Annotated in this window: 11 protein-coding genes; 1 reads left to right on the forward strand and 10 read right to left on the reverse strand. The window is 72.5% G+C overall.

The genetic code is table 11. The features are described from left to right. Positions 1–7 precede the first annotated feature (7 nt). The 5 genes from AB0B35_RS35875 to AB0B35_RS35895 all read right to left on the reverse strand — a co-directional run bounded on the left by AB0B35_RS35875 (position 8) and on the right by AB0B35_RS35895 (position 5,272). Positions 8–1,270: a sigma-70 family RNA polymerase sigma factor gene (locus AB0B35_RS35875; RefSeq protein ID WP_361054483.1), complete on the reverse strand. Its 1,263-nt coding sequence runs from the start codon at positions 1,268–1,270 to the stop codon at positions 8–10. Beyond that, entirely contained in the window at positions 1,267–1,605 is a 339-nt protein-coding gene (locus AB0B35_RS35880; RefSeq protein ID WP_360537837.1) for a YciI family protein, read from the reverse strand. Before AB0B35_RS35880 ends, AB0B35_RS35875 begins: the two co-directional genes overlap by 4 nt. A gap of 331 nt (positions 1,606–1,936) precedes the next feature. Beyond that, on the reverse strand, positions 1,937–2,467 hold the full coding sequence (locus AB0B35_RS35885) for an XdhC family protein (protein ID WP_361054486.1): 531 nt from the start codon (positions 2,465–2,467) through the stop codon (positions 1,937–1,939). 182 nt (positions 2,468–2,649) lie between these two features. Then, positions 2,650–5,055, reverse strand: coding sequence for an acyltransferase family protein (locus AB0B35_RS35890; RefSeq protein WP_361054489.1), 2,406 nt, complete (start codon positions 5,053–5,055; stop codon positions 2,650–2,652). Then, positions 5,045–5,272 carry a hypothetical protein gene (locus tag AB0B35_RS35895; protein ID WP_361054492.1) on the reverse strand — a complete coding sequence of 76 codons (228 nt, stop codon included), beginning with the start codon at positions 5,270–5,272 and terminating at the stop codon, positions 5,045–5,047. The genes AB0B35_RS35890 and AB0B35_RS35895 overlap by 11 nt, the downstream gene beginning before the upstream one ends. Positions 5,273–5,702: 430 nt before the next feature. Here AB0B35_RS35895 and AB0B35_RS35900 point away from each other — a divergent pair, with 430 nt between their 5' ends. Next, positions 5,703–7,811, forward strand: coding sequence for an acyltransferase family protein (locus tag AB0B35_RS35900; protein ID WP_361054495.1), 2,109 nt, complete (start codon positions 5,703–5,705; stop codon positions 7,809–7,811). 83 nt (positions 7,812–7,894) lie between these two features. Here the strand turns inward: AB0B35_RS35900 and AB0B35_RS35905 are convergent, their stop codons facing one another. The 5 genes from AB0B35_RS35905 to AB0B35_RS35925 form a co-directional block, all read right to left on the reverse strand. Further along, positions 7,895–9,298 (reverse strand): carboxyl transferase domain-containing protein, encoded by a 1,404-nt coding sequence (locus tag AB0B35_RS35905; protein WP_361054498.1) that lies wholly within the window; start codon positions 9,296–9,298, stop codon positions 7,895–7,897. 178 nt (positions 9,299–9,476) lie between these two features. Then, positions 9,477–10,703 (reverse strand): beta-ketoacyl-ACP synthase II, encoded by a 1,227-nt coding sequence (fabF, locus tag AB0B35_RS35910; protein WP_360537849.1) that lies wholly within the window; start codon positions 10,701–10,703, stop codon positions 9,477–9,479. A 16-nt stretch (positions 10,704–10,719) separates the two neighbouring features. Continuing rightward, the gene (locus tag AB0B35_RS35915; RefSeq protein WP_120316303.1) at positions 10,720–10,962 is read right to left on the reverse strand and encodes an acyl carrier protein; all 243 of its coding nucleotides are present in this window, start codon (positions 10,960–10,962) and stop codon (positions 10,720–10,722) included. Between the two features lie 58 nt (positions 10,963–11,020). Further along, positions 11,021–11,965, reverse strand: a complete 945-nt coding sequence (locus AB0B35_RS35920; protein ID WP_360537851.1) for a beta-ketoacyl-ACP synthase III — start codon at positions 11,963–11,965, stop codon at positions 11,021–11,023. Further along, positions 11,962–12,927, reverse strand: a complete 966-nt coding sequence (locus tag AB0B35_RS35925; protein ID WP_361054501.1) for an ACP S-malonyltransferase — start codon at positions 12,925–12,927, stop codon at positions 11,962–11,964. Before AB0B35_RS35925 ends, AB0B35_RS35920 begins: the two co-directional genes overlap by 4 nt. Positions 12,928–12,945 lie beyond the last annotated feature (18 nt).

The raw sequence follows: 12,945 nt of genomic DNA on the forward strand, positions 1-12,945 counted from the left end.
TGTCGGGTCAGCCCGAGCCGGGATCCTCCTGGAGTTCGTCGGCGCGGTCGAGAAGGGCGCGCCGCTCGACGGCGCCGTGGGCGTGCGCGGCGGCGGCTCGGAACAGGTCCGCGGCGCGCGTCCGGTCGCCGGCTCGCGCGGTGAGGTCGGCCTCCGCGGCGATCGCCAGCGGGTAGCCGTCGAGCGCCCCGCCCGCGCGGGCCCGGGCCAGCAGGTCCAGCCCTGCCGCCGGCCCGTGGACGTAGCCGTGCGCGACCGCCCGGTTCAGCTCGACCACGGGTCCGGGCTGCAGCTCGGCGAGCCGGTCGTAGCAGTCGGCGATGCGCCGCCAGTCCGTGTCCGGGACCGACGCCGCCGTGGCGTGGCAGGCCGCGATCCGGGCCTGCAGCGCGTAGGGCCCGGGTTCGTGGGGTCCTGGTCCGCCGTGCCCGGGTTCGTCGAGGCCGGACAGGATGCCGACGGCTTCGTCGATCGCGGCGCGGTCCCAGCGGGACCGGTCCTGCCGGTCGAGCGGGACCAGGTCGCCGGCCGCGTCGCGGCGCGCGTGCCGCCGCGAGTGCTGCAGCAGGAACAGCGCGAGCAGGGCGTGGGCCTCCGCCTGGGCGGGCATGAGCCGGGCGAGCAGGCGGGCCAGCCGGATCGCCTCGTCGGCGAAGGCGGGCTCCCCGTCGGGGTTGTAGCCGTGGGTGAACAGCAGGTAGAGCACGGCCAGCACGCCGGGCAGGCGCTCGTCGAGCGCGGTCGGTACGCGATACGGGATGCGGGCTTCTGAGATCTTGGTCTTTGCTCTGGTCAGCCGCCGGGTCATGGTGGATTCGCTGACCAGGAACGCGCGTGCGATGTCCGGGGTCGGCACGGCGCAGATGGTGCGCAGGGTCAGCGCCACCCGGCCTTCGAGCGGCAGCGCGGGATGGCAGCAGGTGAAGATCAGCCGCAGCCGGTCGTCCACGATCTCCTCCCGCTCCGGTTCGCCGGTGGCCGCGGTCAGCGCCAGCACGGCCAGTTCACGCAGCTTGCGGCGTTCGACGGTGCCGCGCCGCAGCACGTCGAGGGCACGGTTGCGGGCCACCGTCATCAGCCAGCCGCCCGGGTTGTCCGGCACGCCGTCGGCCGGCCAGCGGTCGAGGGCGAGCGCCAGCGCCTCCTGGGCGCAGTCCTCGGCCAGCGTCCAGTCGCCGGTGATGCGGATCAGTGCCGCCACGATGCGCTGGTAGGCCTCGGTGGCCGCGGCCGCGGCGGCTTGCGCCGCCGCGGCCCGTGCGTCGGTCAAGACCGGTCCCAGTCGGCCTGCGGCCGGATCTCGATGCGGCCCCCGCGGGCCATCGGGTGGGCCTTCGCGACTTCGATCGCCTCGTCCAGGTCGGCGCACTCCAGCAGGTCGAAGCCGACGATCAGTTCCTTGGTCTCGGCGAACGGTCCGTCGGAGACCAGGGTCTGCCCGTTGCGCACCCGCACTGTCGTCGCCGTCGACTTCGGCGCGAGCCCCATGCCCATCAGGCGCTGCCCGCTGGCGTCGTGCTGGTTCACCCAGACGTCGACGTCGGGCTCCGGCGTGGGATCGGTGTCCGGCTCGGTGTCGGTGCAGACGAACATCAGATACTTCATCTCAGCTCTCCTTGTTCGAGTTCACCCTGGTGACGAACGGCCGACCGCGTTCCGGACACTCCCCGCCAAGATTTTTAAGAAGGAAGGGCACCTTCTTATCGCTCCGCGTATAAGAAGGTGCCCTTGTTAACGCGGCATGCCGTGTGAGCTGGGAATCGGCGAGAACTCCGGCGGCGCGGTGGCGGCCGCCCTCCGGCCCGCGGGCCGAGAACACGACGTCGCGTTCCGGCTCACATCTTTTTTGATGTGAGCACATCAAAAAAGATGTAAGCGCAGACAGACATGTCCACGCGCGCACGCCGTCCAGCCCCGGCTGAGCCACCAGGGCGAGTCAGAAGGCGAAGCCGCCGGGGCGGCCGTTGCGGTCGGCGATGAGGCCGGCCAGCGTCGCCACAGCGATCTCGGCAGGCGTACGCGACCCGATGTTCAGCCCGATCGGCCGGTGCACCCGCGCGACCGCGCTCTCGTCCATCCCGCGTTCACGCAGCGCCGCCACGTGCGGGGCGGTGTGTCGCGGGCTGCCCATCACGCCGATCCAGCGGGCCCGCGTCTGCAACGCCGCGTCCAGGATCTCGCCGAGTTCCGTCCGGTCGTGGTCGGTGACCACCACGTCCGCGTCGCCGTCGGCGAATGACGGGTCGACGGTGCTGGCCAGGTGCAGGTGTCCGGGCCGCGACACGGCCTCGATCAGGTGGAGGTCGGGCTCGACGAGCACCGTGCGGTAGCCGAGGTCATGGCCGAAGTGCAGCAGGTGCTCGGCGACCGGGGACGCGAATACGGCGACCAGGGTGCGCGCGCCGTGAGACGCGGGCAGGTCGCCGTGGGCCGCCGCGCAGGCCGGATCCGTGTGCCGATGTGCCATTCGCCCAGCCTAGTACCGTGCCGTGGCTTCGCAGGACGACAGCGATGAGCGAGGCCCCTGCGGCGGCGATCGCGCTGACGCGATGCGACCGGGAAGCCGCAGGTCAGCCGCGTGCCGCGTGGGGAAGGGCACCTTCTGCAACGCAGAGCGTTAAGAAGGTGCCCTTCCTTTGCCCCCCCGGGTCAGGGGACGGGGGCGGTGGCGCGGATGGTGCGGGCGGTGATGGTGGACATGACCATGGTCTGGTCGGGTTCGGGCGGCGGGGCGATGACGGCGACGACCTCGGGATGGTGGCGGCCGACGCGGGCGTGGGCGCGGCGACGGCGGCGGGGCAGGTCCTCGACCCAGCCGAGCAGCCAGCACGCGCCCGCGACGAAGACGCACGACAGGGCGAGCTTGATCGCGATGAGCAGGGGCTCGTTGTCCAGCGCCCAGATGCGGGCCTTGCCCAGGATGAAGATGGTCGTCAGCACCGCGAGTTGGTGCCACAGGAACATGGTCAGCGAGCGGCTGCTGATCCATTCGACCACCCGGCGGAACCTGCGGCGGGCCGACAGCCAGGTCAGCTCCGGGTCCCAGTGCAGCAGCGGCACCACGAACGCGGCGCACCACAGCACCTGCCCGACCGGGCTGGCCTGGAGCAGGCCGCCCGCCGGCGGGAAGAAGTGCAGCCAGCCGAGCGCCCCGCCGACCATGACCACCGACAGCGCCAGGACCAGCTTGCGGTTGGCCCGCTGGAGCCGCCCGGTGGCGTGCCAGTAGCCGAGCACCCAGCACGGCGCGTAGATGCCGAGCATCTGGGTGACGTCGGCCAGCCACGAGCTGAACCCGATGAGCGGCGACACGGCCAGCAGCGCCAGCGGGGCCAGCGCGGTCAGCAGCGGGCGGCGGCGGTAGCAGGCCCACAGCAGCGGGGCCAGCAGGGTCAGCCACAGGTAGGTGCGGATGTACCAGAGCACACCCGTGATCGGCACGGCCCAGTCGTTGCCCGGCGGGTCCGACAGCGGGAAGACCCAGGCCAGCACCGCGGTCTCGTTGAACGGTCGCGCGTCCGTGCCGTCCCAGCCCATCACCCACATCAGCGGTACGAGGATCAGCCCCGCCGCCCACACCGCGGGCATGACCCGGCGGAACCGGCTCCACACCGCGATCTCGGGCCGGTCCTTGGCCTTCATCATGGACCGCGCCATCAGCGAACCGGCCAGCGCGAACATGACGCCCATCGAGGGCAGCGCGAAGCCGAGCCAGACGAAGCCGGTGGCGTGGAACGCGATGACCCGGGCCATCGCCAGCGCCCGCAGCAGGTCGAGGAAGAACGACCGGCCCTGGCGCGGCTGCGGAGCCGGTTCGGCGGTCTTCGGCTTGGCCGCCTCCTTCGCCTCGTTGCGGGTCTGCCAGGACTTGTGGCGCAGGTTCGCCAGCCCGGCGAGCACGGCCGGGCCGACCACGACGAGCTGGAAGACGTACAGCGCCGGGGTGAGCAGCAGCCACGTGCTGAGCCGTTCGGCGAGCGGCACGCCGCGCCGGTCGAACAGGTACACCGTGGTCTGCGCGTACAGGAAGGCCACCCACAGGCCGACGCCGACCCACGGCACCCGCCACTGCGCGAACGGGAACACCATCAGCGCGCCCAGGATGAAGATCGGGGCCAGGCACATCAGTGCGAAGTCGAACGTGCGCAGCCAGAACGACCAGCCGGTCAGGTAGCGGATGTCCAGCGCGGTGACCCGGTAGTAGTCCCGCGCCCAGCGGATGCGCTGCCGGAACAGGTCGGGCGCGTTGTCGGGCACGGCGGTGTGCACGATCGCGTCGGCGACCGCCGCGGTGGTGCCGCGCCGCTGCGCGAAGTGGGTGAGGTGCCGGTCGTCGGCGACGCCGCGGCGCAGGTACTCGGTGAGGTTGTCCATGACCACCGCGGAGCGCCACACCGCCAGCGCGCCGGAGGCGGTGAAGATGTCGCCGGTGGCCGACAGCCCGTCCCGGATCACCAGGCAGCTGTGCAGGTAGTGCAGGTCGGTGACCTTCGTGATCAGGTTCTCGGCCCGGTTCATGGCGTACACCACGCCGGTCACGCCCTGGATCTTCGGGTCGGCGAAGCGGCGCAGGCAGCGCTCCACGGCGTGCCGGTCGACCACGGAGTCGCTGTCCACGGTCACCACGAAGTCGAAGTCCGCCAGCTCGGCCAGCAGTGCCGTGGCCTGCGCGTGGTGCTTGCCGCCGTTCTCGCGCTTGTGCCAGATCACCCGGGCGTGCTGGAACGGCGGCAGCTCGGACGCCGAGCCGTCGTCGACGACGTGGATGACGTCGGGCACCACCGTTCCGTTGAGCAGGCTGCGCACGGTGTCGTGCAGCATCTCCGGGTCCTCGTTGTACGCCGGCACCACCGCGATGATGCGGCCGGAGGGCAGCGGCAGGTCCCGGTGCCGGCGCAGCAGCCCGGCCAGCAGGATGCCCAGCGAGTACAGCAGCACCACCAGCGACAGCACACGCTCGGCGGAGTCCGTCCCGACGAACTCGACGTACGCCACGATGACGGCGACGCAGACCAGCGCGGCGACCAGCCGCGCCCAGCGGTTGTCAGCGCGCATCGGTGCGCCACCCGCCGTCCGGGCGGGCCCGGTGCCGGCCGCGCGGGCGCGGGATCCGGCCCGCGAACCGCTCGTGCCGGCCGGACAAACGCAGCAGCACGATGCCGACGAGCACGGCGGTCAGCGCCGCCGAGATGATTTTGAGGACCACGCCGGGCGCGAGCAGCATGCTCACTCCCGTCACGGGCAGGATGTGCTGGCTTGAACCGAAGGCCATCGAAGGCTCCCCTGTGATCGCGCCGGGGGCCGGCGCGAAGCTGTGTCCCTCCGGATCGGATGGTGACGATCGGGAGTGGACCGAACTACGGGCCCCAACTCGGCTTCCGGGCCTGCGGCAACGCGGATCCGGCAGGACCAGCCGCCCGGATTAGTCCGCCGATCGGTGAATGAGCGCGTGAGGTGCCGCCCGCGTATGGCCCGGTCGGCGGAGTGTCAAAGTTGCGCCGGGCCCGGTCCGCGTACCCCGCGGATGAACGTCCGGCAGCCGCCTCCGCGTGGCCGGAACCGGCTGCCCTGTCGGCCTACCCGGTAAGAGCGGATCTTCGGCGGGATGCCGCGGCACACGTTTCCCGTACGGCCCGCGGCCCGATGCACTCGTGAGCCCGCCGACCCCAGCCGCCGCGCTGGCACCGCGAACAGGAATCCGCATGAGCGTCTCGCACACCCCCGTGCCCGCCCCGCCCGCCGCCCCGCCGCCCAGGGCAGCCCGCAAGCAGCCCCGCAGCGGCTTCCGGCCCGACGTGGAGGGCCTGCGCGCGCTCGCCGTCACCGTCGTCGTGCTGTTCCACGCCGGGGTGGACGTGCTCAGCGGCGGTTACGTCGGCGTCGACGTCTTCTTCGTCATCTCGGGCTTCCTCATCACCGGCCACCTGCTGCGCGAGGTCGACAAGACGGGCACGATCTCGATCGGCTCGTTCTACGCCCGGCGGGCGATCCGGCTGCTGCCCGCGGCGACCTTCGTCACCGCGGCGACCGTCGGCGTCGCCTGGCTGTGGCTGCCACCGGTGCGTTTCGCGGCCATCGCCGGCGACGCGCTGGCGACCACCTTCTACGGCATGAACTACCGGCTCGCGGTGCAGGGCACCGACTACCTCGGTTCGGCGCAGGCGCCGTCGCCGCTGCAGCACTTCTGGAGCCTGGCCGTCGAGGAACAGTTCTACTTCGTATGGCCGCTGCTGCTGATCGGGGCCGTGCTGCTGACCCGCCGCCGCCCGCACCGGCGGCAGCGGGCGGTGCTGACGCTGTTCGCGACGATCACGGTGGTCTCGTTCGGGCTGTCGGTGTGGCAGACCGGCGTGTCCGCGCCGTGGGCCTACTTCGGTATGCAGACACGGGCCTGGGAACTGGCCGTCGGTGGCCTGGTCGCGGCGACGGCCGTGCACTGGGAGCGGCTGCCGGGGCGGCTGGCGATCGCCGGGCGCTGGGTCGGCCTGTCCGGCATCCTGCTGGCCGCGTTCACCTTCACCGAGCAGACCGCCTTCCCCGGGTACGCCGCCGCGCTGCCCGTGCTGGCGACGGCTCTCGTGCTCGGGGCGGGCTGCGCGCGTCCCGACTCCCGGGTGCTGGGGCTGGCCCCGGTGCAGCTGACCGGGCGGCTGTCGTACGGCTGGTACCTGTGGCACTGGCCGGTGCTGGTCGTCGGGCCGTACGTGTTCGGGGAGCTGACCACCGGCCGGCTCGTGGTGCTGGCCGGGCTGTCGTACCTGCTGGCCGCCACGACCCTGGTCAAGGTCGAGGACCCGGTGCGCTCCGCGCCCCGGCTGCGCCGCCGCCCCTGGCACGGCATCGCGCTCGGCCTGGCCCTGTCCACCTCGCTGGCCGCGGTCGCGGTCGCCGCCCCGGTGTACGTGCCGCCGCCCACCTCCGGCTCCGGGCAGGCGCTCGACGTCGCGTCCGCGCTGGCCAACGCCACCGGCGCGGAACGTGAGCTGATCAACCTGGTGGCCGCGGGCGCGGCGTCGAGCACGGTGCCCGCCAACCTCACCCCGGCCGTGGACAAGGCCAAGGTCGACGTGCCCGAGCTCTACCTCGACGGGTGCGATCCGGCGTTCAGCGAGTCCGAGGTGCGCAAACCCTGCATGTACGGCGACACGAGCGGCAAGACCACGCTCGTGCTGTTCGGCGACTCGCACGCCGGGCACTGGTTCCCGCCCCTGGACGCGATCGCCAAGCAGCGCGGCTGGCGGCTGGCCGTGGTCACCAAGTCGGCCTGCTCCGCCGCCAGCACCCTGATCTACATGAGCAACCTGAAGCGGCCGTACGAGGAATGCGTGCGCTGGCGCGACGCTGCCGTGGAGTACATCCGCTCGCTGAACCCGGCGATGGTGGTGATGTCGTCCAACGGCAACGGCGACGCCCTCGACGTCGGCCCCGACCAGGCGACCGGCTGGGCGTCGGCGTGGCGCAAGACGTTCGGGAGGCTCGCCCAGCCCGGCATGAAGCAGGTGCTGATCAGCGACACGGCCTGGCCCGCGGGCGACGCCCCCGAATGCGTGTCGAGCCACCTGACCAAGCTGGAGGCCTGCCACCGCCCCACCCAGGCCGCGATCGGCGACGGCCGCCGCCGCGCCCTGGTCGCCGAGGCCGCGACCCTGGACGGCGTCACCGTCATCGACCCGCTCCCGTGGATGTGCACCGCCGCCAAGTGCCCCGTCGTCATCGGCAACGTCCTCGTCTACAAGGACAACAGCCACCTGACCGCCACCTTCGCAGCCCTCCTCGCCACCGTCCTAGCCGACCGCCTCCCCACCGTCTGAGCAAAGGAAGGGCACCTTCACAACGCTCCGCGTTGTAGAAGGTGCCCTTCCTAACTCTTCAACCGCCGTGAGCTGCGTTCATGTCAGAGCGGGATGTTGCCGTGGGCGCCGCGGGCGGCGGGGGCGGCGGCAAGGGCCTCGGCGATGCGTTTGCGGGACTCGGCGGGTTTGATGACGTCGTCGACGACGCCGATCTCCAGGGCGCGGTTGACGCCGCCCGCGGCCTGGGTCTGCTCCTCGACCAGGCGTACGCGCAGCGCCTCGCGCTCCTCGGGCGGGGCGGCGGCGAGCCTGCGGCGGTGCAGGATGTTCACGGCCGCGCCCGCGCCCATGACGGCGACCTCGGCGTTCGGCCACGCGAACACCGCGCTCGCGCCGAGCGAGCGAGAGTTCATCGCGATGTACGCGCCGCCGTACGCCTTGCGGGTCACCAGGGTCACCCGGGGCACGACGGCCTCCGCGAAGGCGTGCAGCAGCTTCGCGCCGCGGCGTACCACGCCGTCCCATTCCTGGCCGAGGCCGGGCAGGTAGCCGGGCACGTCCACGACGACGATCAGCGGCACGCCGAGCGCGTCGCACATGCGCACGAATCGGGCCGCCTTCTCCGCTCCGGCGGAGTCGAGGCAGCCGCCCAGGCGCAGCGGGTTGTTCGCGACGACGCCGACGGTGCGGCCGGCGAAACGGCCGAGGGCGGTCACCACGTTCGGGGCCCACTTGGCGTGCAGTTCCACACCGGGCTCGTCGAGCAGGGCCTTGACCAGGGGCCGGACGTCGTACGCCCGGTTGGCCTGCTCAGGCAGCCACGCGCCGAGATCGCGGTCGTCGGCGACGTCGGCGGGGGACAGACGGCCCGGCCGGCCGAGCAGCCGGGCCAGCCGCCGTGCCTCGGCGACGGCGGACGCGTCGTCCTTGCAGGTGAGGTGGACGACGCCGGAGCGGCGGCCGTGCGCGTCGGGGCCGCCCAGGCTCTCCATGTCGACCTGCTCGCCGGTGACGGAGCGGACGACCTCCGGGCCGGTCACGAAGATCCGGCCGGCATTGCTCATGATCACGATGTCGGTCAGCGCCGGCCCGTACGCCGCGCCACCGGCCGCCGGGCCGAGCACCACCGAGATCTGCGGCACGCGGCCCGAGGCCCGCACCATCGCCGCGAAGACCTGCCCGACCCCGTCCAGCGCGACGACGCCCTCGGCCAGCCGGGCCCCGCCGGAGTGCCACAGCCCGACGACGGGGATGCGCTCGCGGACCGCGGTGTCGATGACGTCCACGATGTGCTCGCAGCCCTCAGCACCCAGCGCTCCGCCCATGCGGGTGGCGTCGGTGGCGAAGGCGACCGCGGGCATGCCGTCGATGTCGCCCCGGGCGCCGAGCACGCCGGAGCCCTCCGCGGCGGTCAGCGTACGTACCGTGCCCTCGTCGAACAGGGCCCGCAGCCGCACCAGCGGGTCGCGATGGTCGACGATGCCGGCCGCCGAGGTCGTGGTCATGCGGATCTCCCTTGTGGCAGGCGGTCTACGCGACGACGCCCAGGCGCACTGAGGCACCTGGGCGTCGCCTGGCACGAGCCGGGACCGAACCGACTGCTCGGCCGCCCGGCCTACGGCCGCGTCCCGAGCTGCCGGTCACCCGGCCTACGGCCGCGTCCCGAGCTGCCGGTCACCCGGCCTACGGCCGCGTGAACAGGAGGGCGACGTTGTGCCCACCGAAGCCGAACGAGTTGTTCAGCGCGGCTGCGATCTGCAGCGGGCGGGCCTTGTGCGCCGCCACGTCCATGGTCAGGGCGTCGTCGGGGTCGTCGAGGTTGATCGTCGGCGGCACGACACTGTCGCGGATCGCCAGGATCGTCGCGATCGACTCCAGCGCGCCCGCCGCGCCGAGCAGGTGCCCGGTCATCGACTTGGTCGCGGTCAGCACCGGGTGGTCACCCAGCGCCGCCCGCAGCGCCGCGATCTCGGCCATGTCGCCGACCGGGGTCGACGTGGCGTGGGCGTTGACGTGCGCGACGTCGGCCTTGGCCACGCCGGCGTCGCGCAGCGCCATCGCGATGGCCCGGGCGGCGCCCGTGCCCTCGGGATGCGGCTGCACGATGTCGTACCCGTCGGAGGTCATGCCCGCACCGGCGAGACGCGCGTAGATCCGCGCGCCGCGCGCCGCGGCGTGGTCGGCCCGCTCCAGGATGACGATGCCCGCGCCCTCACCGAGGACGAAGCCGTCACGGCCCTTGTCCCACGGCCGGGAGGCCTTCTCCGGCTCGTCGTTGCGCGTCGACATGGCGCGCATCGAGGCGAAACCGGCGATCGGCAGGGGATGGATGACCGCCTCGGTGCCGCCCGCGATGACCACGTCGGCACGACCGGACCGGATCATGTCCAGACCCCACGCGACGCCCTCGGCACCGGTGGCGCACGCGCTGGTCGGCGCGTGCACGCCGGCCTGCGCGCCGTACTCCAGGCCGACGAAGGCGGCCGGACCGTTCGGCATCAGCATCGGCACCGTGTGCGGGCTGACCCGCCGCGCGCCGGACGCCTCCAGGATGTCGTCCTGGGCCAGCAGGGTCTGTGCGCCGCCGATGCCGGAGCCGACGACCACGCCGAGCCGCTCTTTGTCGAGGCCGGCGTCGGCCAGGCCGGAGTCGGCCCACGCCTCGGCGGCGGCGATGAGCGCCACGGCCTCGGAGCGGTCCAGCTTGCGCAGCCGGACGCGGTCGATGACCTCGCTCGGCTCCACCGCCAGCTGGGCAGCGATCTTCACCGTCAGCTGATCGGCCCACTCCTGGGTCAGTTTGCTGACCCCGGAGCGGCCCGCCAGCATCGCGTCCCAGGTCGACGCCACGTCCCCGCCGAGCGGGGTGGTGGCGCCGAGACCGGTGACGACAACGTCAGGCTTGGTCACGTCAAATCTCGCAACTTCAGGAGTTGGCGACGATGAAGGAGACAGCGTCGCCGACGGTCTTCAGGTTCTGGACCTCGTCGTCCGGGATCTTCGCGCCGAACTTCTCCTCGGCGGCCACGACGACCTCGACCATGGAGAGCGAGTCGACGTCGAGGTCCTCGGTGAACGACTTCTCCTCGGAGACGTCGTCGGGGTTCACGCCGGCGACCTCTTCGAGGATCTCGGCCAGGCCGGTGACGACCTCTTCGCGCGTAGCCATGGAACTTGGTTTCCCTTCGGTTGGTGGAACTGATGTGGGTGTAAGCCAGGGGTGGAGCTCAGGGGCAGCGGACTACCTGACCGGCGTAGGTCAGGCCGCCGCCGAAGCCGACGAGGAGCACCGGCGAGCCGGACTTCACCTCGCCGCGCTCGATCATCTTGGACAGCGCCAGCGGGATGCTCGCGGCCGACGTGTTGCCGGACTCCACGATGTCGCGGGACAGCACCGCCGGGTCCACGCCGATCTTGCGGGCCAGCGGCTCGATGATGCGCAGGTTGGCCTGGTGGGGCACGAAACCGCCCAGGTCGCCGGGGGCCACGCCGGCCTTCTCGCAGGCCGCGAGCGCGACCTGGGGCGCGGTGCCGGTGGCCCAGCGGAAGACCTTCTGGCCCTCCTGCACGATGTACGGCTGCCAGCCCTCGATGGCGATAGCGTCGCTCGGCTCGCTGCCCCAGACCACGGGGCCGACGCCGGGCTCCTCGCCCTCGGCGGTGGCCGACACGACCGCCGCGCCCGCGCCGTCAGCGAAGATCACGCAGGTGCTCCGGTCGGACCAGTCGGTGATCTGCGACAGCTTCTCCGCGCCGATCACCAGAGCGTGCTTGGCTGCCCCGGCGCGGATCGAGTGATCGGCGTTGGCCAGCGCGTACGAGAAGCCCGAGCACGCGGTGTTCAGGTCGAACGCGGCCGCCCCGGCGATGCCGAGCTTGTCGGCGACCCGGCAGGCCACGTTCGGGCTGCGGTCGATCGAGGAGCAGGTCGCCACGATCACCAGGTCGATGTCCGCGGCGGTCAGGCCGGACGCGGCCAGCGCCTTCTCGGCGGCGAACCCGGCCATGTCGGCGACGGTCTCGGTGTCGGCGATGCGCCGCTCCTTGATGCCGACGCGGGACTGGATCCACTCGTCGTTGGTGTCGACCATCTGCGCCAGATCGTCGTTGGTCACGACGCGCGACGGCTGGTAGTGCCCGAAAGCGAGGATCTTGCTGCCGCTTACGCTCATGATTGCTCTCCGATGCGGGCTTGCGGGGTTGACTCGTGCGACCCCGGCGCGCTGTGGCGCGAGATGAGGTCCTTCGCGGCGGCCAGGTCGTCCGGCGTGTTCAGCGTGACGATCTCCGGCGTGCCGGGCTTCAGCTCGCGCTTGACCAGCCCGGCGAGGGTGCCCGCGGGCGGCAGCTCGATCACGGCGGTGACGCCGCGCTCGGCCAGGGTGCGCATGCACAGGTCCCAGCGGACCGGCGCGGTCACCTGGCGGACCAGGCGGCCGAGCATCTCCTGGCCGTCGGTGACGGCCGCGCCGTCGGCGTTGGACAGCTGCGGGCGGGCGGCGTCGGCGGTGGCCACGCTGCTCGCCACGGCGGCCAGGGCCGCTTCGGCCGGGGCCATGTACGGGGTGTGGAACGCGCCCGCGACAGCCAGCTTGATGACCCGCGTACGGGCCGGCGGCGCGGCGGCGAACTTGTCGAGCGCGTCGAGCGCGCCCGCGATGACGATCTGACCGGCGCCGTTGCGGTTCGCGGCGTAGAGCCCCGCGGCCTCCAGCGCGGCCAGCAGTTCGGCCTCGTCGCCGCCGAGCACGGCGGCCATGCCGGTGGGCTCCAGCGCGCAGGCGGCGGCCATCTCCCGGCCGCGTACGCCGGCCAGCGTGATCGCCGCGTCCGGGGTGAGCATGCCGGCCAGGGCCGCCGCGCCCAGCTCGCCGACGCTGTGTCCGGCCACGAGCGAGACGTCCTCCAGCGGCAGTTCGCCGGCGGCCAGCAGGGCGGCGGCGATCAGCAGCGGCTGGGTCTTCGCGGTGTCCTTGATCTCCTCGGCGTCCGCCGCGGTGCCCAGGTGCACCAGGTCGACTCCGGCGAGGTCCGACCACCAGCGCAGACGATCAGCGGCGCCGTCGAGGTCGAGCCACGGCGTGAGGAATCCTGGTTTCTGGGCACCCTGGCCCGGGGAGAGTACGGCGAGCACGTATTCAACCCTGAGGGA

It is taken from the genome of Catellatospora sp. NPDC049133 (assembly GCF_040648455.1).
Lineage (GTDB): Bacteria > Actinomycetota > Actinomycetes > Mycobacteriales > Micromonosporaceae > Catellatospora > Catellatospora aurea.

Excerpts from the sequence above, each read along its gene's own strand:
- AB0B35_RS35920 (WP_360537851.1), bottom strand. The coding sequence starts at position 11,965 with ATGAGCGTAAGCGGCAGCAAGATCCTCGCTTTCGGGCACTACCAGCCG.
- AB0B35_RS35890 (WP_361054489.1), bottom strand. The coding sequence starts at position 5,055 with ATGCGCGCTGACAACCGCTGGGCGCGGCTGGTCGCCGCGCTGGTCTGC.
- AB0B35_RS35895 (WP_361054492.1), bottom strand. The coding sequence starts at position 5,272 with ATGGCCTTCGGTTCAAGCCAGCACATCCTGCCCGTGACGGGAGTGAGC.
- AB0B35_RS35880 (WP_360537837.1), bottom strand. The coding sequence starts at position 1,605 with ATGAAGTATCTGATGTTCGTCTGCACCGACACCGAGCCGGACACCGAT.
- AB0B35_RS35900 (WP_361054495.1), top strand. The coding sequence starts at position 5,703 with ATGAGCGTCTCGCACACCCCCGTGCCCGCCCCGCCCGCCGCCCCGCCG.
- AB0B35_RS35905 (WP_361054498.1), bottom strand. The coding sequence starts at position 9,298 with ATGACCACGACCTCGGCGGCCGGCATCGTCGACCATCGCGACCCGCTG.
- AB0B35_RS35915 (WP_120316303.1), bottom strand. The coding sequence starts at position 10,962 with ATGGCTACGCGCGAAGAGGTCGTCACCGGCCTGGCCGAGATCCTCGAA.
- AB0B35_RS35885 (WP_361054486.1), bottom strand. The coding sequence starts at position 2,467 with ATGGCACATCGGCACACGGATCCGGCCTGCGCGGCGGCCCACGGCGAC.